The organism is Bradyrhizobium sp. 604_D8_N2_3, from assembly GCF_051810765.1.
In the GTDB taxonomy this organism is placed as follows: domain Bacteria; phylum Pseudomonadota; class Alphaproteobacteria; order Rhizobiales; family Xanthobacteraceae; genus Bradyrhizobium; species Bradyrhizobium barranii.
This window is the reverse complement of sequence record NZ_JBPWPM010000001.1, coordinates 911,135-928,285: the sequence shown is the minus strand read 5'-3', so window position 1 is coordinate 928,285 and position 17,151 is coordinate 911,135. Positions and strand designations below refer to the sequence as shown.

Below are 17,151 nucleotides of genomic sequence, written 5' to 3'. Positions count from 1 at the left end.
TGGATGGGTCGCGGCGTCAGTTCAATTGCGCCATCAAGGCGTCGGCGCCCTTGTCGAGGCCGGCGGTGGCGGCGGCGAGCGCGCCGGCGGTGGCCTTGATGTCGTAGGCAGCCGGGTATTGCTTGGTGACGTAAGCGGAGAGCAGGCGCGCGGTCGCGGCGTCGAAGATCTCGACGCCGTAGATCACCGAGCCGGTCATGGTGCCCTCGCCGTCGCGCGCGGCCTGCACGCCGTTGTAGACGGCGCCGGCGACGTCGAAGCGGGAGAGCGTGCCGAGCACCGGCGTGTTGGCGACGGCGCCGGTGAGTGTCAGCCTGATCCGCAGTGTCTCCGGCCCACGCTCGCGCACCAGCGCGAAGCGGCCGCGCAGACCCTCGGCGAAACGGGTCTGCATGTAGGCGGCAAGCGTCGCCTTGTCCTTGTCGGACATGTCGCCGAACTGGTGATCCCTGCCGCGATAGACCACGACCGGTTCGAGGATGACTCTATTATAAGCGCGCCAGTCGACCGGCGTGGAATAGCGGTAGGGCACGCGGCCGGAGGCGTCCGACTTGTCCGGAGCCATGTAGGCTGAGGACGCCATCCCGGAATACGGCACGGGCGCGACGGTGGCGCAGCCCGCGACGGCTGCGCCGAGCAGGAGCGTTCCCAGACCGCGCAGGGCGATCGAGCGATTCATTCCAGACTCCTCTAGCGGCTTGCTGCCCAGGCAGTGGCGACCGCAGCCGCGTACGGGACCAGACGCGGCTGCGGCGCTCACCAGTGCCAACCCGAGGCTTCGTCCGGGGCCATCTCGGAAGCCTTGGGCCGTCTCAGTGTGTCCATTTGTAAAACCGACTAGGCGGTTTGTAAAGTTCAAAAACACGGGCCTGGCGCATTTGGCCGCAGGCGCGGCTTTGGGCAGCTATCGGCGGGAAATCGTTAACGATGAATCAGGCGCGCTTGCGCGGCGTTGCGGCCTTCGTAGCCGATGGCGCGCGGGATTTGGCGGTGCCTTTGGCGGCCGGCCGTTCGAGGCCGGTCCACTGCGCGTCGTCGAGCAGACGCGCGAACAGCCGCTGATGCTCGTCCTTGCTGAGCGGCGACATGCCGAACAACGAGCTCAACAACAGCCCCATCGCGCCGGCCCAGCGCAGCATCGCGAGATCGGGATCAGTGGCCTCTTCCCTGATCGCCGCCATCCTCTCCATCTCGCGCTCGCGCGGCAGCGCCATCAGGCTGGGATTCTCGACCATGGCCGCAACCAGCGCCAGCGCGGCAGAATTCGGCGAGGTGGCCGCTTCGCGCACGGTCGCGAGCTGGGTCGCCAGGTTGGGATTCGCGGAGGTCGCGCTCACCTTTGCCATGGTGCTGGTGGCGAACTCCTCGAAATGCGCCATCTGCCGGTCGAGCAACGCCTTCAGCACCGCTTCCTTGGTGCGGAACTGATGCATCACGCCGCCCTTGCTGAGTCCGCTCTCGCGCGCGATCGCATCCAGCGTCAGCCGGCCCGGCCCGTCGCGCGCGATGATCGCGATGGCCGCTTCGAGTGCGGCGTTACGGGATCGTTCGGAGCGGCTGGCATTGTCCATGGCCGACTTGTCTCCGTGACAAGACAATGAATCAAGTGAAAACAGGACGCGCTGTACATTTTTTGTGCGAACACTGTCGAGACTTTCATCTTGCGGCCCCGAATGAGACTGTGTGAGCCTCGATATCGGATGGGGACTGGGATGGGCCGGCCGGAGCTTCGCGCGCCATGACGTGCGAAGCGTTTTCGGCCGGTCTCGCTTGAGAAAGATACGACATGCCAAAACGAGTGTTGCTTGGTGCCCTCCTGGCTTGCGGCCTCACGGCCTCGGCGCTGGCGCAAGAGCCGAGGACGGGGGGCGTGATCAACGCCGTGATCCAGCCCGAGCCGCCCGGCCTGATGCTTGCGCAGGTCCAGAACGGCCCGACTCAAATGGTCTCGGGCAACATCTTCGAGGGCCTGCTGCGCTACAGCCCCAAGCTCGAGCCGCTGCCGGAGCTTGCCGAAAGCTGGAGCGTCAGCGAGGACGCCAAGACCTACACCTTCAAGCTCAAGAAGGGCGTGACCTGGCATGACGGCAAGCCCTTCACCGCCGCCGACGTCCTGTTCTCGATGGAGATGCTGAAGCAGACGCATGCGCGTGCCCGCACCAATCTGGCGCAGGTCGACAAGATCGAGACGCCGGACGACTATACGGTGGTGTTCACGCTGAAGCAGCCGTTCGGACCGTTCCTCGGCATCTTCGAGGTCGGCTCGATGCCGATGGTGCCGAAGCATCTCTATGAAGGCACCGACTGGAAGACCAACCCCTACAACAACGCGCCGGTCGGCACCGGCCCCTTCATGTTCAAGGAGTGGCAGAAGGGCTCGTTCATCCGCCTGGTCAAGAACCCGAACTACCACGAAAAGGGCAAGCCCTATCTCGACGAGATCTACTGGCAGATCATTCCCGACGCCGCCGCGCGCTCGGTGGCGTACGAGACCGGCAAGGTCGACGTGCTGCCCGGCGGCTCGGTCGAGAATTTCGACGTGCCGCGGCTGTCCAAGCTGAAGGACACCTGCGTCACCGGCGCCGGCTGGGAGTTCTTCTCGCCGCTGGCCTGGCTGTGGCTCAACAACCGCCAGGGTCCGCTCGCCGACAAGCGGGTGCGGCAGGCGATCATGTTCGCGATCGACCGCGACTTCGCCAAGGACGTGATCTGGAACGGGCTCGGCAAGGTCGCGACCGGCCCGTCCGCCTCGACCATCAAGTACTACACCGACGACGTGCCGAAATACCCTTACGATCCTGCCAAGGCCAAGGCGCTGCTGAAGGAAGCCGGCTACAAGGGCGAGAAGATCCGCCTGCTGCCGCTCGCCTATGGCGAGACCTGGCAGCGCTGGGGTGAAGCCGTGAAGCAGAACCTCCAGGACGTCGGCATGAACATCGAGACGATCGCCACCGACGTTGCCGGCGGCAACCAGAAGATCGGCGACTGGGACTACGACATCGCCTTCACCTATCTCTACCAGTATGGCGATCCCGCGCTCGGCGTCGGCCGCAATTATATCTCCAGCAACATCGCCAAGGGGCAGGTCTTCAACAACGTCGAGGGCTACTCCAACCCGGAGATCGACAAGCTCTTCGCCGACGGCGCGACCGCGACGCCGGACTCGAAGCGCAAGGAGATCTACGAGAAGGCGCAAAAAATCCTGGTCGAGGACGTGCCGGTGGCCTGGATGCTGGAATTGCAATTCCCGACCATCACCCGCTGCAAGGTCAAGAACCTGATCACCACGGGCATCGGGGTCAATGACGGCTTCAAGGACGCATGGCTGGACAAGTGATGGCTGCCCTCTTCACCTCTCCCCGCTCGCGGGGAGAGGTCGAATGTGCGCATAGCGCACATTCGGGTGAGGGGGAGTCTCCGCGAGCCCAACTATCACCGTCCCCGCGGAGAGTCCCCCTCACCCCAACCCTCTCCCCGCATCCGCCTTCGCCGAGGCTTCGGCGGACAAGAGCGGGGCGAGGGAGCCCACTGTCTCCGTGGCTCCAGGTCACGCTACAAGAGATGACTCTCTAATATGCTCTCCTTCGTCGCTCAGCGTGTCCTGAAGGGCGTGATCGTCCTGCTCGCGATCGTCGTCCTCAATTTCTTCCTGATCCGGCTTGCGCCCGGCGACCCCGCGGTCGTGATGGCGGGCGAGGCCGGCGCCAGTGACCAGGTCTTCGTCAAGCAGCTCCGGGAAAAGTTCGGCCTCGACAAGCCGCTGCCCGAGCAGCTCTTCATCTACGTCAAGGGCGTCGTCACGCTCGACCTCGGCTTCTCCTTCCGCCAGCAGGCGCCGGTCGTGAAGCTGATCGGCGAGCGGCTGCCGGCGACGCTGCTGCTGACACTGACCGCATTCGCGATCTCGCTCATGCTCGGCGTTCTCTTCGGCACCTTCGCCGCGCGCTTTGCCGGAACCTTCCTCGACACGGCCATCACCGTGTTCGCGCTGATCTTCTACGCCATGCCGATCTTCTGGGTGGCGCTGATGGGAATCCTCCTGTTCTCGGTCACCATGGATTGGCTGCCGAGCTTCGGTTACGAGACGGTCGGCGCCAACCTCACCGGCCTTGCCCACGCAGTCGACGTCGCAAAGCACCTGATCATGCCGGCGATGACGCTCGGCCTGTTCTTCATGGCGACCTACACCCGCATGACGCGCGCTTCGATGCTGGAAGTGAAACGCCTCGACTTCGTCAAGACCGCGCGCGCAAAGGGCCTCTCCGACGCCGTGATCCAGCGCCGCCACGTGTTGCGCAACGCGCTGCTGCCGGTCGTGACGCTGGCCGGTGTGCATTCCGGCACGCTGATCGGCGGCGCCGTCATCACCGAGACCGTGTTCGCATGGCCCGGCATCGGGCGTCTGATGTACGACGCGCTGCTCCAGCGCGATTACAACCTCCTGCTCGGCGTCTTCGTGATCTGCTCCGCCATGGTGCTGATCTTCAACCTCATCACCGACCTCGTCTACCGACTGGTCGACCCGCGCATCGAATTCGCCTCATGAAACAGTTCTGGAAATCGATGCTGAAGAGCCCGAGCGGCGTCGTCGGGCTCGTCATCCTTGTCCTTGCGATCTCGATCGCGGTGTTCGGGCCGATGCTGTTCCCGAATTCACCCTGGCGCATGGTGCAGCGGCCGTTCCTGCCACCCTTCACGCTCTCGACCGTGCCGCTCGGCACCGACGCGCTCGGCCGCGACGTGTTCGCCGGCATGATCTTTGGCGCGCGCGTCTCGCTGCTGGTGGGTCTCATCTCCACGCTGGTCGCGCTGGTCGTCGGCGTTCCCATTGGCGCCATGGCCGGCTATTTCGGCGGCAAGGTCGACGACGCCCTGATGCGCTTCACCGAGTTCTTCCAGACCATTCCGAGCTTCGCGCTCGCGATCGTGCTGGTCGCGATCCTGCAGCCCTCGATCTACTCGATCGTGGCCTCGATCGCGGTGGTGAGCTGGCCGCCGGTCGCCCGCCTCGTGCGTGGCGAGGTGCTGTCGCTGCGCACGCGCGAATATGTCCAGGCCGCCGTCGTCACCGGCCAGAGCAACACCTGGATCATCCTGCGCGAGATCCTGCCGAACGCGCTGTCGCCGGTGATCGTGCTGGCTTCGCTGATGGTGGCGACCGCCATCCTGTTGGAATCCTCGCTAGCATTCCTCGGGCTCGGCGATCCCAATCTGATCTCCTGGGGCTACATGGTCGGCGCCGGCCGTACCGTGATCCGCCAGGCCTGGTGGATCACCGTGTTTCCCGGCGTCGCCATCCTGATCTCGGTGCTCGGGCTGAACCTGATCGGCGAAGGCCTCAACGACGCGCTCAATCCGCGCCTGTCGCGGGAGGGCCGGTGATGATGACCGCCCCGCCCGCCGTCTCGATCAAGAATCTGCGGATCGCGCTGCCCAAGGGCGCCGAGCGTCCGTTCGCCGTCGACGGCGTCTCGCTGGATTTGCGGCCCGGCAAGATCGTCTGCGTCGTCGGCGAATCCGGTTCCGGCAAGTCGATGTGCGCGCATGCGCTGATGGGGCTTCTGCCTGATACGGTCACCGTCACCTCCGGCGAGATCCAGTTCGAAGGCCGCGACCTGCTCGAGCTCGATGACGACGGCTGGCGCGATTTGCGCGGCCGCCGGCTCGCGATGATTTTTCAGGAGCCGATGACCGCGCTCAATCCGTTGATGCGGATCGGCGACCAGATGGCGGAGATGTTCGAGGCCCACGGCCTGCTGACGCCGAAGGAGCGGCGCGCCAAGGCCCTGTCGCTGGCGCGCGAGGTCGGCCTGCCCGACCCCGAGCGCATAGTCCGCGCCTATCCGCACCAGCTCTCCGGCGGCCAGCGCCAGCGCGCCATGATCGCGATGGCGCTCGCGCTCGAGCCTGCGGTGCTGGTCGCGGACGAGCCCACCACCGCGCTCGACGTCACCACGCAGGCGCAGATCCTGAAACTGATCCGCAACCTCCAGCGCAACCGCAACATGGCGGTGATGTTCATCACCCATGATTTCGGCGTGGTCGCCGACATCGCCGACCAGGTCGTGGTGCTCAGGCATGGCAAGGTCGTCGAGGAAGGCCCCGCTAGCTCCGTCTTCAAAAATCCGCAGCACGACTACACCAAGGCGCTGCTCGCCGCCGTGCCGTCGATGGATCCGCCGGCGCGCGAGCCGCTCGATGACCAGGCCAGGGCCGTCGAGGTGATTGGGCTGGACAAGACCTATGTCACATCAGGCGGCTGGTTTCGCGAGGACCGCCGCGTCGATGCCGCGCGCGAAGTCAACTTCAACATTCTCAAGGGCGAGACGCTCGGCCTCGTCGGCGAATCCGGCTCCGGCAAATCGTCGGTGGCGCGTCTGGTGATGCGACTGATCGAAGCCGACCGCGGCACGGTGCGGATCGGCGAGACCGATCTCACGCAGCTCTCGGGCAAGGCGCTCCGCGCCGAGCGCCATCGCATCCAGATGATCTTTCAGGATCCGTTCGCCTCGCTCAATCCGCGCCGCAAGGTCGGGCACATCATCGCCGACGGTCCGATCGCAGCCGGCATCGATCCGAAAGTGGCGTTCGACCGCGCCCGCGATCTCCTCAGGATGGTCGGGCTGGACGCCGGCGCGCTCGACCGCTACCCGCATGAATTCTCCGGCGGCCAGCGTCAGCGCATCGGCATCGCGCGCGCGCTCGCGCTCGAACCGGAGATCATCGTCGCCGACGAAGCCGTCTCCGCGCTCGACGTCTCCGTGCAGGCGCAGGTGTTGCGACTGCTCGAAGACCTCAAGGCGCGCCTTGGCCTCTCGATGCTGTTCATCACCCACGATTTGCGCGTCGCGGCGCAAATCTGCGACCGCATCGCGGTGATGCAGCGCGGCGCCATCGTCGAGTTGAAGCCGACCGCGCAACTGTTCGCCGCGCCAGAGCACGCCTATACGCGCGAACTGTTGGCGGCGGTGCCGGGCCGGAAGGAGCGCGCGCCGGCGGCGTGAGGCGGCCGATCGCGGTTGCTACTTGGCCGGAGGGTTGGTGTTCCTCCAGGTGGGGACTGAGTTGGTCACGCCGACCGATGGTTGATTAGACGTTCCGATCGACGGCGCAGTGACGGTCCCGACGGTCTGTCCGGAGCTTCCATAAGTTGTGCCTTGCGTTGCTGGCGCTCCGGAAAGACCGCCCGTGTTGCCTTGGGTGCCCGCCGCAGACGTCTGCGCGCCTGCAGCGAATGGCGATGCCGCAAATCCGACCGCGATAAGTACCGCAATCGAGCGTCTCGTTCTTGTCATGGCTAATCCTTTCGGGCGCGGTGTCTCAGTCGCGTCGGCCATTCGCTCGTCGAACCACTCGTGCACTGAGCAATCTTACAACTCCACGCGCGCGAAAATGTGCCGCAACACGACCACACTGCAGGGCCTTACGCTCCATCACGATGGCGCGACGAGCAGCTCCAGCCGAACGCGGGCGATCCCGGGACACGAGGAGCGGGCGCCGGCAACGTCAGGCCAGCTCATGGCTAAGGTATTCCGCTCCTCTTCACGCAACGGAACACTCACGGGCTTTTTATCCCTCGTGACCGTCCGCACAGATGCGAAACAGAGGCCGACACCCCAGATTCGCATGGAATGATTTCCATCATCTGATGATGGATGTCCGATCCATTGGAGCCGATATGGGCCAGGTTATTCAGTTTGTCTCGAAATCCGAACGCGAGCGCGTTCGCCTCATTCAGGAGGCACGCGCGATCTACGACAGCATTTTTCCGCCGGCTGATCCGAGCGGCGAGCCGCAGGGCAAGGCGACGATCGGCCGCGCGGCCAACGGCGACGCAGGAAATCTGGCGTGATCAAGATCATCGCGGTGCTGTGCAGCCTCTCCTCTCCGGCAAATTGTCACGAGCAGATCGTCACCACCTCGGACTTCGCCAACGTCTCGATGCAGTCCTGCCTGATGGGCGCGCCGCAGCTCGCCGAATGGATGAACCAGCATCCGGCCGAACGCCTGGCTGGATGGCGCTGCGTGTTCGGTCAACAGACCGGCAGGGGCGCCTGAGGCCACCGGCCGTCTGGTCGAGGGCGGCGCCATCCAGTTGAACCGTGACGAGCATGCATCGCCAGGCTAGAATGGCGGCGCTGCTTGGCAGAGGGGGACGCCGGATGGAGGTCGCCAGCCTCGTTCTTCCCGTGTTCGCAATCATCGTCACCGGCTGGTTTGCCGGTGTATCAGGTTATCTCTCCCGCTCGCTTGCGGACGCGCTGGTGCATTTTGCCTACAACGTGGCGATGCCGGCGCTGCTGATCGTCACGATCGCCCAGGAGCCGGCGCGCAACCTGCTGGAATGGCGCTTCCTGCTCGCGTTCGGCGGCGGCTCCCTCCTCTGCTTCGCGCTGGTCTTCCTGGCGGTCCGCGCGGGCGGCAAGCACGACCTCGCCAGCAGCACGATCCATGGCATGGCGGCGGCCATGACCAATACCGGCTTCGTGGCGCTCCCGATCCTGCACGCGATCTACGGCCAGCCCGCCGTCTTGCCTGCCGCGGTGGCGACGGTGTTCGTCGCCGGCGTGATGTTTCCGCTCACGGTCATCCTGCTGGAAAGGGACGTGCGCGGCCCTTCGCATTCCGCCGGGCTGGTGAAGCAGATCCTGCTCAATCCGATGGTGCTGTCGACGCTGATCGGTCTCGTCTGGGCGATCACGGGCTTGCCGATTCCGGCGCCGGTCGCGGCCTATCTGAACATCATTGCCGCTGCGCTTACGCCCTGCGCACTGTTTGCCATCGGGCTTGGCCTGTCGGTCGACGGTCTGCGATCCAACCTGAAGGCCTCGTTCGCGCTCGCGACCGTCAAGCTGGTGGTGATGCCGCTGATCGTCTACGGGCTTTGCGTGGTCACCGGCCTCAATCCGCTCTACACGGTTGCCGCCGTCATATGCGCGGCCGTGCCGACGGCGAAGACCGTCTATGTGCTGGCACACGAGCACAAGGTCGAGGAGAAGCTGGTCGCGGCCACCGTCTCGGTCACGACGATGCTGTCGGTCGCGACATTGCTGGTCGCGCTCTACCTGCTCTCCGGCCTCGCGCCCGGCACGCGTTGACGATCACCGGCGCGCCTGGCGAGGTGTTCTCTATCTCGTGGTGTTGCTCCAGGTCGGCACCGAATTGGTCACGCCGACCGACGGCCAATTGTACGAGCCGATCGAGGGCGCCGTGACCGTCCCGACCGTCTGCCCGGACGACCCGTAGGAGGTCCTGGGCTGCGCGACCGGCAATGCGGCGGCGCCATAGGTCGGGGCCACCACGCCCGTGCTGTAGTGATGCCGGCTCGGCCGGGCCTTCTTCGCTTCGGCTGCAAAGGGCGCGGCCAGCAGTCCGACAGTGATGAGTGCGGCAATGGCGGGTTTGATGCTTGTCATGGCGGTTCCCTTCATTGGCTGCGAGCCCACTGTGCCATGTGTTCATTCAACACGGAATTTCCATGGGCACCCGTTCATAACTTCGTGCACGCCCGAATGTGCCTGACCCAGACACCGCTGCCGTGGTCATCGTCGCTTCGGACGACATGCCTTGCGGCCATGTCGCTCCTTGACTGTCGCGACAGAGTGCATCAGCGCCTTGAAGGCGACGATCGCCGGATCGTCAGCGAGCGCGTGGTCGGGCCGCGACTCCAGATGCTCGACCACGGCCAGCAGCGCGTCCGCGATCTGTCCGATCTGCTTGCCGTAACCGGCGACATCCGACAGCACGTCCTTCTCGACATCTGGCGCCGAGGATTGCCCCACCGTGATGTTGACGAGACCGAACTGGCCGCCGGTGGGACTGAAGAACGACGGATAAATGGACTGGACGACATCCCCCGACAGGGGCAGCTTGAACACAGGCATGCGATTTCGCCTCGCTGATGCTCGACCGGCATGGACACACTATCACGACCACCGGCCTTCGGATGGACCCGAATCAGCGCTAGTGCATCGCCTTCAGTGACTTCCCTGGACGCAAGCAGCATGACCGGCCCCGAACTGAAGCAGCTCCGCAACGACCTTTCCGATGCGCTCGAGCGCAAGCTCACCGCGGCCGACATGGCCAAGCTTTGCGGACTGCCGGAGAAGGGCGGCGCCGATACCATCCGGCGCTGGGAGGTCAGTGGCCCGACGCCGTCCGCGACCAAGGTGCTGCGCGTGCTCGCGATGGCGAGCGAGCGCTATCCGATCATGGAGAAGTTCGACGTCTTCGATCGCCACGACGTACGCGAGGAAGACCGGCCTGCAAGGCGCGCGGCCTTCCGCCAGCAGATGCGCGATGAGGCGCGGCGGCGTCTTGGTTAACGAGAGACGCGCGCAAGTTACCCGAGACTTGCGACGTTAAGCCTTCCTTCACCACTTCTTAAGCCGCCATTAAGCACGAAAATCATTTACAGCCCAATAAGTTAGGTTGGCTGTCGCTGTGCCACGGATGTGACAGCATTTTCGTCAAAAGCGAGCTATCTGCAAAACCAACGACGGCGCGGACAGCGCGCCTGCCGGGGACCAAAGTGCTGGAGTTCAAGACGATGAAGAAGATTTTGTTTGCAACCGTTGCGCTGCTCGTGGTGAGCGCTGCCGCGCCGGCCGTCGGCGCCGATCTCGGCAACCGCAACTATTACAAGGCGCCCGCGCCGGCCTATGCCGCGCCGATCTACAACTGGACGGGCTTCTATGTCGGCGGCCATGTCGGCGGCGCGTTCTCCAGCGACAACAATTTCAACGGCCTCTCCACCGGCAACAACGGCAACGGCCGTTTCCTCGGCGGCGTGCAGGTCGGTGCGGACTGGCAGTTCAACCCGAACTTCCTGGTCGGCGTCGAAGGCCAGTATTCCTGGCTCTCCGGCAGCGTCGGCGCGGCGTTCCCGGGCGGCGTCGCCTACAGCAACGACCAGCGTGGCCTCGGCTCCATCACCGGCCGCGTCGGCTACACCTGGGGTCCCGGCCTGCTCTACGTGAAGGGCGGCTACGCCTATTCGGACAACAACGAGAAGGTGACGATTGGCGGCGTGCCGACCGGCTTCATCATCGATGGCGATCACCGCAACGGCTACACCGTCGGCGCCGGCCTCGAATACATGTTCGCCCCGAACTGGTCGGCCAAGGCCGAGTACCAGTACTACAATTTCGGCGACGCCCACTTCACCGCGGGCCCGCTGGTGGGCACCGGCAACTTCACGACCGACGACCACACCTTCAAGGCGGGCGTCAACTACCGCTTCAACTGGGCCAACTCGGCGGTCGCGCGCTACTGATCGCGCCTCCAAAAAATCTCTTCGCAATCAAGGGCCGGCAACTCTGCCGGCCCTTTCTTTTTCGCTGTGCGGAACAGGCGCAACCGATTGTGCAACTTGCGATTTTTTAACCCGACCCAGGGATACTCCGCGGCGAAAATATAAAGATCACGCGTGGGGGAATTTCGATGGCGATCCGTCTGGGTGCTGGCCGTGTCCTTGGCCGTCTCAAGCCTCGTTTCAAGATGCCAAGGTGGGGCGTGCGCGGCAGCCTGTTCGCCGCCTTCGCATTGATCGCGGGCATGGGCCTCGTCATCGCAGCCGGCGCCGGCTTCGTCTTCAATCACCTCGGCGCGACCATGATGGATCTGAGCGGCCGCGACATCCCGCGCCTCTCCGCCAGCCTGCAGCTCGCCTCGCAGAGCGCGACGCTCGCCGCGCAAGGCCCGGGCCTGCTGGCATCGCCCTCCGACGAGGCGCTGAAGGAACGCACCAAGAGCGTGAAGGACATCCAGCAGCTCGCCATGGCCAAGCTCGGCGAGATCATCGAGCTCGGCGCCGACAAGCAGATCGCAACCGCGCTGCGCGACACCGCCAAGAGCATCGACGAGGCGACCCAGAGCCTGGTGTCGGCCGCGCGTGAGCGGCTCGAGACCGGCGCGCTGCATGACAAGCAGTATGAGGCGCTGCGCAAGGCGCAGCTCACCTTCGTCGGCGCGGCCGGTCCTGCGATGCTGGACGCACAGACACGCTTGAACGCGATCCTCGGTGCGGCGGAAGTTTCCGCCGATGATGCGACTGAGGCCGCCCGCACCGTCTCCCAGGTCGCGACAATCTCCGCCAACGGCAATCTCATGGCCGCCGACATGATGGCGGCGCTGTCGGCCAACAACAGCGACACGCTGGAGGCGATCGAGAAGGAGTTCAAGGCGACGCGCGACCGCGTCAAGTCGAACCTCGAGGACCTCCCGAACATGCCCTCGATGCAGACGGTGCGCGACGCCGTGCAGAAGCTGTTCGCCTTCGGCGAGGGCAAGACCGGCGTGTTCAAGATCCGCCAGAAGGAGCTCGACGCCATCGACTACGGCCAGACTATCCTGGACGAGACCCGCAAGCTCAATGTCGGTCTCGGCATCAGCGTGCAGCAGCTCGTCGACGGCGTGCAGAAGGAGACCAACGCGTCGACGTTCCAGGCGCGCCAGGAGATCTCGCTCGCCACCACCGCGATGCTGGCGCTGGGCGCGCTGATGCTGGTCGGCTCGGCGCTGTTCGTCTGGCTCTATGTCGGCCGCAACATCCTGCGGCGGATCGGCGCGCTGCATCAGTCGATGCAGCTGCTCGCGAACGGCGACCTCGAGACGGAGATCTACCGCTCGAAGCACCACAACGACGAAATCTCGGTGATGGCGAGCACGCTGCAGGTGTTCCGCGAGAGCATGATCGAGGCCCGCGCGATGTCGAGCGAGCAGGACAAGGACCGTGTCGCCAAGGCCGAGCGTGCCGCGCGCATGGAAGCGAAGATCGCCGAGTTCGAGGGCGCGGTACGCAACGCGCTCGACAATCTCGCGCAATCGGCCAATTCGATGCAGTCCACCGCGCAGAGCATGTCGAACACCGCCGACCAGTCCAACGCGCTGGTGAACGCGGTTGCATCCGCCGCGGAGGAGACCTCGGTCAACGTGCAGACCGTGTCATCAGGCACCGAGCAGCTGTCGTCCTCGATCGAGGAGATCAGCAAGCAGGTCGTCACCTCGGCCGCGATCGCAAGGAAGGCGGTCGACGAGGCCGGCGCCACCGACACCACGGTGCAGAGCCTTGCCGACAGTGCGAGCCGCATCAGCGTCGTGGTTGACCTGATCCAGACCATCGCCTCGCAAACCAACCTGCTCGCGCTCAACGCCACCATCGAGGCGGCGCGCGCGGGCGAAGCCGGCCGCGGCTTCGCAGTGGTCGCCTCCGAGGTGAAGAGCCTCGCGAGCCAGACCGCCAAGGCGACGGAAGAGATCCGCACCCAGATCGCCAGCATGCAGTCGGTCACGACCTCCGCGGTCGGCGCCATCCAGGGCATCGGCCGGATCATCGGCGAGATCAACGACGTGACGACGACGATCGCCGCCGCGGTCGAGGAACAGGGCGCGGCCACCCGCGAAATCGCCCGCAACATCCAGCATGCCGCCGGCGGCACCAGCGAGGTCTCCAGCAACATCATCGGCGTCTCCACGGCGTCCGCGGAAGCCGGCGCGGCGGCGAGCGAAGTGCTGGGCGCCTCCGACGCGCTCCGCCGCGAAGCCGACATGCTGCGCGGAGAGATCGACGCATTCCTCAACAACATGCGGGCGGCGTAAGCCGCCGGCCCGTAGCCCGGATGGAGCGCCGCGTAATCCGGGCTACGGAAAACTGCAGGTATGACCGCCATGCGGAGACCACGGCCCGGCCTTTTCCGGCTGGCGCCCCGCGCCCGGCGGGTTTAAGCCGGTAGCATGAACCCGAAAACCGACACCGTGCAGTCCTCGGCCGAGGCCCTGCGCTATCCCTGGGAACAGCATCCCGGCCCCGAAGAGATCGTCGAGGTGCGTCCCGGCGTGTTGTGGGCGCGGCTGAAACTGCCGTTCCGCCTCAACCACGTGAACATCTACCTGCTCGCCGACGGCGACGGCTATGCCATGATCGATGCCGGCTTCGGCAACGAGGAAACGATCGAGGCCTGGACCAGACTGTTCGAGGGGCCGCTGAAGGGCGTCAACATCACGCGCCTGATCGTCACGCATTCGCACCCCGATCACGTCGGCCTCGCGGGCTGGATCGTCGAGCGGTTCAACTGCCCGCTGGTGATGACGCAGGTCGAATATCTGCAATCTGTCTACCACCAGAACCGCGGCACCGAGGAGCGGCGCGAAGCCCAGCGGCTGTTCTTCCGCCGCCACGGCATGGACGAGTCGCTCACCGAAAAGCTGCTCGGCCGCGGCCAGGATTATCTCAAGCGCGTCTCGGTGCTGCCGCCGTCCTACCGCCGCATCTCGCATGGCGACGAGGTCGTGATCGGCACGCGCCGCTTCAAGGTGATCACCGGCGGCGGGCACGCGCTCGACCAGGTGATGCTGTATTGCGCCGACGACAAGCTGTTCCTCTCCGCCGACCAGGTGCTGAGCAAGATCTCGCCCAATGTCAGCGTGTGGGCGGTCGAACCCGACCAGAACTCGCTCGGCGAATATCTGGCCTCGCTCGCGAGCCTGACCACCACCCTGCCCTACGATCTGCTGGTGCTGCCCGGCCACGGCGTGCCGTTCTATGGTCTGAAGACCCGCATCAAGCAGCTCGCCGATCACCACGAGGAGCGCTGCCGCCTGATCGCGGAAGCCTGCAGCGAGGTGCCGCAGACCTCGCGCGCCCTGGTGCCTGTCGTGTTCAACAAGCACGTGCTTGACGAGCACCAGATGGGCTTTGCCGCCGGCGAACTCGTTGCCCACGTCAATTACATGATCGTCGAGGGCCGGCTGACGGCGGAGACGAAAGACGGCGTGCTCCAGTTCAGGACAACGTGAGCTTTTCGCCTCTCCCCGCCTGCGGGGAGAGGGAGCAGACCTCCGCCGCGGCTACCAGCTCACTTCATATTCGCGATCGCGTGCAGCGCCGCGACGTAGCCGAACGGGCCCAGCCCGCAGATCACACCGGTGGCCACGAACGAGATCTTGGAGTGGCGGTGATATTCGTCGCGGGCGTGGATGTTGGAGATGTGGACCTCCAGCACCGGGCCTTCGAAGGTCTTGATCGCGTCCATGATCGAGACCGAGGTGAAGGAGAGGCCGGCCGGATTGATGACGATCGCATCGGCGTCCTGCCGCGCCGACTGGATCAGATCGACCAGCACGCCTTCATGGTTGGACTGGTGGAAGGCCAACTTGAGCCCGAGCTTGCCGGCCGCTTCCTCGCAGCTTGCATTGACCTCCGCGAGCGTGGTCGTGCCGTAGATGTGCGGCTCGCGGATACCGAGCATGTTGAGGTTGGGACCGTTGAGGATCATCACGCGTTTCATGGACAGGTCCTTCTGGAAGTTAGCCACCGAACCACTTGGCCGGACCGGTGACGAGAACGGGAAACAGCGTCAGCAAGGCTAGCACGACGAGCTGCGCGATCAGGAAGGGCCAGACGCCGCGGATCAGATCATCCATCGAGACGCGGGCAACGCCACAGACGACGTTGAGCACGACGCCGACCGGCGGCGTGATCAGCCCGATCGCATTGTTGATGATGAAGAGCACGCCGAAATAGACGGGGTCGATGCCGGCCTGCTTGACGATCGGCATCAGGATCGGCGTCAGGATCAGGATCGTCGGCGTCATGTCCAGCGCGGTGCCGACGATGACGACGATGATCATCAGAACGAAGGTGAGGAGGGTCTTGTTGCCCGCGAACGGTTGCACGAGCGCCACGATCTGGTCGGAGATCTCGGCAACCGTGATCAGCCAGGACGATACCAGCGCCGCGGCGACGAGGAACATCACGACAGCCGTGGTCTGCGCGGTCGAGACCAGCAGCGCCGGCAATTGTGCCGGCCTGAGCTCGCGATAGACGCCCATCGCCACCACCAGCGAGTAGACGGCGACGACGACGGCCGCTTCCGTCGGCGTGAAGATGCCGAAGCGCAGGCCGAAAATGATGATCATCGGCAGCATCAGGGCCCAGAAGCCGTCGATCAGCGCGCACCAGATCTCGGCGATGCTCTTGCGCGGCAGGCGCGCCGGGTTCTCCTTGCGCACCACCCACCACCAGGCAAAGCACAGGCCGACGCCGAGCAGCAGGCCCGGCACGATGCCGGCCAGAAACAGCTTCGAGATCGAGACATTGGCGGCGACGCCGAAAATGACGAAACCGATCGACGGAGGAATGACGGGCGCGATGATCCCGCCGGCAGCGACGAGGCCAGCCGCGCTGGCGCGATTGTGGCCAGCGGCGGCCATCATCGGCACCAGGAGCGCACCGAGCGCCGCGGCGTCCGCGACCGCCGAGCCCGACAGCGAGGCCAGGATGCATGACGTCAGGATCGCGACATAGCCGAGCCCGCCGCGGAAATGGCCGACCAGCGCGATCGCGAAGTTGAGGATGCGACGCGCCAGGCCGCCGGTGTTCATGACCTCGCCGGCGAGGATGAAGAACGGCACTGCCATCAACGGAAAGGAATCGACGCCGTTGATGACGTTCTGCGCGATGATCTGGGAATCGAACATCGCGAGATAGGTCATCAACGCGATGCCGCAGATGATCAGCGCAAACGCGATCGGCATGCCGATCGCCATGGCGCCGAGCAGCGAGAAGGTGAAGACGGCGACAGTCATGCCTGCTGCTTTCCGCTCGCGGCGCCAGGAGAATGCGGGAGCTCCTCGGACTCGCTGATGGCGATCAGATCGGCATCGGCGACCTGCCCGGTCACGAGCCGATAAAGCTCGTGCACGATGATCACGCAGGAGGAGGCGCCGAACACGATCCCGGCAGCGTAGAACAGGCCGACCGAGAGCCCCGAGGCGGGCGCCACCGTATCCCAGTTCAACACCGTCTGCTTCCAGGAGCCTTCCGTCAGCAGCACGGAGGCATAGAGCATCAGCGCGTGGCTGAGGCCGTAGCAGACCTTGCGGCCGAACGGCGACAGCACCTTGACGAGGCTGTCGACGCCGAGATGGGCATGCTCCTTCAGGCCGATGATCGCGCCCAGAAACACCATCCACACGAACAGCCAGCGCGACAGCTCTTCCGAGATCGCAATCCCGGAATTGAAGCCGTAGCGCAGCACGACGTTGCCGAACACCAGCACCACCATGGCGGCAAGCAGCACCGCGATCACCGCGCGGAGCAGCCAGAAATAGGCGTTGACCACTGTCTTCATCAGGTCCGTCCTGCTGCGC

General features: G+C 65.1%; 19 protein-coding genes. 11 read left to right on the top strand and 8 right to left on the bottom strand.

Features of this window, described 5'->3' with window-relative positions; genetic code table 11:
• Nucleotides 1-16 precede the first annotated feature (16 nt).
• Nucleotides 17-679 carry a DUF3313 domain-containing protein gene (locus tag AB7245_RS04395; protein WP_354077903.1) on the bottom strand — a complete coding sequence of 221 codons (663 nt, stop codon included), beginning with the start codon at nt 677-679 and terminating at the stop codon, nt 17-19.
• 253 nt (nt 680-932) lie between these two features.
• Nucleotides 933-1,571 carry a TetR/AcrR family transcriptional regulator gene (locus AB7245_RS04390; protein ID WP_085398350.1) on the bottom strand — a complete coding sequence of 213 codons (639 nt, stop codon included), beginning with the start codon at nt 1,569-1,571 and terminating at the stop codon, nt 933-935.
• Nucleotides 1,572-1,786: 215 nt separating this feature from the next.
• On the opposite strand from AB7245_RS04390, the gene AB7245_RS04385 reads away from it, so the two are divergent.
• The 4 genes from AB7245_RS04385 to AB7245_RS04370 all read left to right on the top strand — a co-directional run bounded on the left by AB7245_RS04385 (nt 1,787) and on the right by AB7245_RS04370 (nt 7,004).
• Nucleotides 1,787-3,337: an ABC transporter substrate-binding protein gene (locus AB7245_RS04385; RefSeq protein WP_085398351.1), complete on the top strand. Its 1,551-nt coding sequence runs from the start codon at nt 1,787-1,789 to the stop codon at nt 3,335-3,337.
• Between the two features lie 237 nt (nt 3,338-3,574).
• The gene (locus AB7245_RS04380) at nt 3,575-4,546 is read left to right on the top strand and encodes an ABC transporter permease (protein WP_085402596.1); all 972 of its coding nucleotides are present in this window, start codon (nt 3,575-3,577) and stop codon (nt 4,544-4,546) included.
• Nucleotides 4,543-5,382 (top strand): ABC transporter permease, encoded by an 840-nt coding sequence (locus AB7245_RS04375; protein ID WP_439033902.1) that lies wholly within the window; start codon nt 4,543-4,545, stop codon nt 5,380-5,382. Before AB7245_RS04380 ends, AB7245_RS04375 begins: the two co-directional genes overlap by 4 nt.
• A 2-nt stretch (nt 5,383-5,384) precedes the next feature.
• Nucleotides 5,385-7,004: an ABC transporter ATP-binding protein gene (locus tag AB7245_RS04370; RefSeq protein ID WP_167768156.1), complete on the top strand. Its 1,620-nt coding sequence runs from the start codon at nt 5,385-5,387 to the stop codon at nt 7,002-7,004.
• Nucleotides 7,005-7,022: 18 nt separating this feature from the next.
• Here the strand turns inward: AB7245_RS04370 and AB7245_RS04365 are convergent, their stop codons facing one another.
• Nucleotides 7,023-7,295, bottom strand: a complete 273-nt coding sequence (locus tag AB7245_RS04365) for a hypothetical protein (protein ID WP_085402681.1) — start codon at nt 7,293-7,295, stop codon at nt 7,023-7,025.
• A 383-nt stretch (nt 7,296-7,678) separates the two neighbouring features.
• Here AB7245_RS04365 and AB7245_RS04360 point away from each other — a divergent pair, with 383 nt between their 5' ends.
• From AB7245_RS04360 to AB7245_RS04350, 3 genes are all read left to right on the top strand, one after another.
• Nucleotides 7,679-7,852, top strand: coding sequence for a hypothetical protein (locus AB7245_RS04360; protein ID WP_167768152.1), 174 nt, complete (start codon nt 7,679-7,681; stop codon nt 7,850-7,852).
• Nucleotides 7,849-8,058 (top strand): hypothetical protein, encoded by a 210-nt coding sequence (locus tag AB7245_RS04355; RefSeq protein ID WP_028148688.1) that lies wholly within the window; start codon nt 7,849-7,851, stop codon nt 8,056-8,058. Before AB7245_RS04360 ends, AB7245_RS04355 begins: the two co-directional genes overlap by 4 nt.
• A 104-nt stretch (nt 8,059-8,162) precedes the next feature.
• Nucleotides 8,163-9,098: an AEC family transporter gene (locus AB7245_RS04350; RefSeq protein ID WP_085402599.1), complete on the top strand. Its 936-nt coding sequence runs from the start codon at nt 8,163-8,165 to the stop codon at nt 9,096-9,098.
• 30 nt (nt 9,099-9,128) lie between these two features.
• Here the strand turns inward: AB7245_RS04350 and AB7245_RS04345 are convergent, their stop codons facing one another.
• Together AB7245_RS04345 and AB7245_RS04340 are read right to left on the bottom strand one after the other, a co-directional pair.
• Nucleotides 9,129-9,416: a hypothetical protein gene (locus AB7245_RS04345; protein WP_071917770.1), complete on the bottom strand. Its 288-nt coding sequence runs from the start codon at nt 9,414-9,416 to the stop codon at nt 9,129-9,131.
• 126 nt (nt 9,417-9,542) lie between these two features.
• Nucleotides 9,543-9,884, bottom strand: a complete 342-nt coding sequence (locus tag AB7245_RS04340; protein ID WP_063980791.1) for a hypothetical protein — start codon at nt 9,882-9,884, stop codon at nt 9,543-9,545.
• Nucleotides 9,885-10,004: 120 nt separating this feature from the next.
• On the opposite strand from AB7245_RS04340, the gene AB7245_RS04335 reads away from it, so the two are divergent.
• From AB7245_RS04335 to AB7245_RS04320, 4 genes are all read left to right on the top strand, one after another.
• Complete coding sequence (locus AB7245_RS04335; protein ID WP_085402600.1) at nt 10,005-10,325, top strand: hypothetical protein; 321 nt, start codon at nt 10,005-10,007, stop codon at nt 10,323-10,325.
• A gap of 224 nt (nt 10,326-10,549) precedes the next feature.
• Nucleotides 10,550-11,275 (top strand): outer membrane protein, encoded by a 726-nt coding sequence (locus AB7245_RS04330; protein WP_085402682.1) that lies wholly within the window; start codon nt 10,550-10,552, stop codon nt 11,273-11,275.
• 167 nt (nt 11,276-11,442) lie between these two features.
• A complete protein-coding gene (locus AB7245_RS04325) occupies nt 11,443-13,599 on the top strand; it encodes a methyl-accepting chemotaxis protein (RefSeq protein ID WP_085402601.1) in 2,157 nt (718 codons plus the stop codon).
• Between the two features lie 135 nt (nt 13,600-13,734).
• On the top strand, nt 13,735-14,796 hold the full coding sequence (locus AB7245_RS04320) for an MBL fold metallo-hydrolase (RefSeq protein WP_085402602.1): 1,062 nt from the start codon (nt 13,735-13,737) through the stop codon (nt 14,794-14,796).
• A 59-nt stretch (nt 14,797-14,855) separates the two neighbouring features.
• Here AB7245_RS04320 and aroQ read toward each other — a convergent pair whose 3' ends face one another.
• Genes aroQ through AB7245_RS04305 form a run of 3 tightly spaced genes read right to left on the bottom strand, consistent with a single transcriptional unit; the run spans nt 14,856 to nt 17,132 of the window.
• Nucleotides 14,856-15,287 (bottom strand): type II 3-dehydroquinate dehydratase, encoded by a 432-nt coding sequence (gene aroQ / locus AB7245_RS04315; protein WP_085402603.1) that lies wholly within the window; start codon nt 15,285-15,287, stop codon nt 14,856-14,858.
• 19 nt (nt 15,288-15,306) lie between these two features.
• Nucleotides 15,307-16,587 (bottom strand): TRAP transporter large permease, encoded by a 1,281-nt coding sequence (locus tag AB7245_RS04310; RefSeq protein WP_085402604.1) that lies wholly within the window; start codon nt 16,585-16,587, stop codon nt 15,307-15,309.
• Nucleotides 16,584-17,132: a TRAP transporter small permease gene (locus AB7245_RS04305; protein WP_085402605.1), complete on the bottom strand. Its 549-nt coding sequence runs from the start codon at nt 17,130-17,132 to the stop codon at nt 16,584-16,586. Before AB7245_RS04305 ends, AB7245_RS04310 begins: the two co-directional genes overlap by 4 nt.
• Between the last annotated feature and the right edge of the window lie 19 nt (nt 17,133-17,151).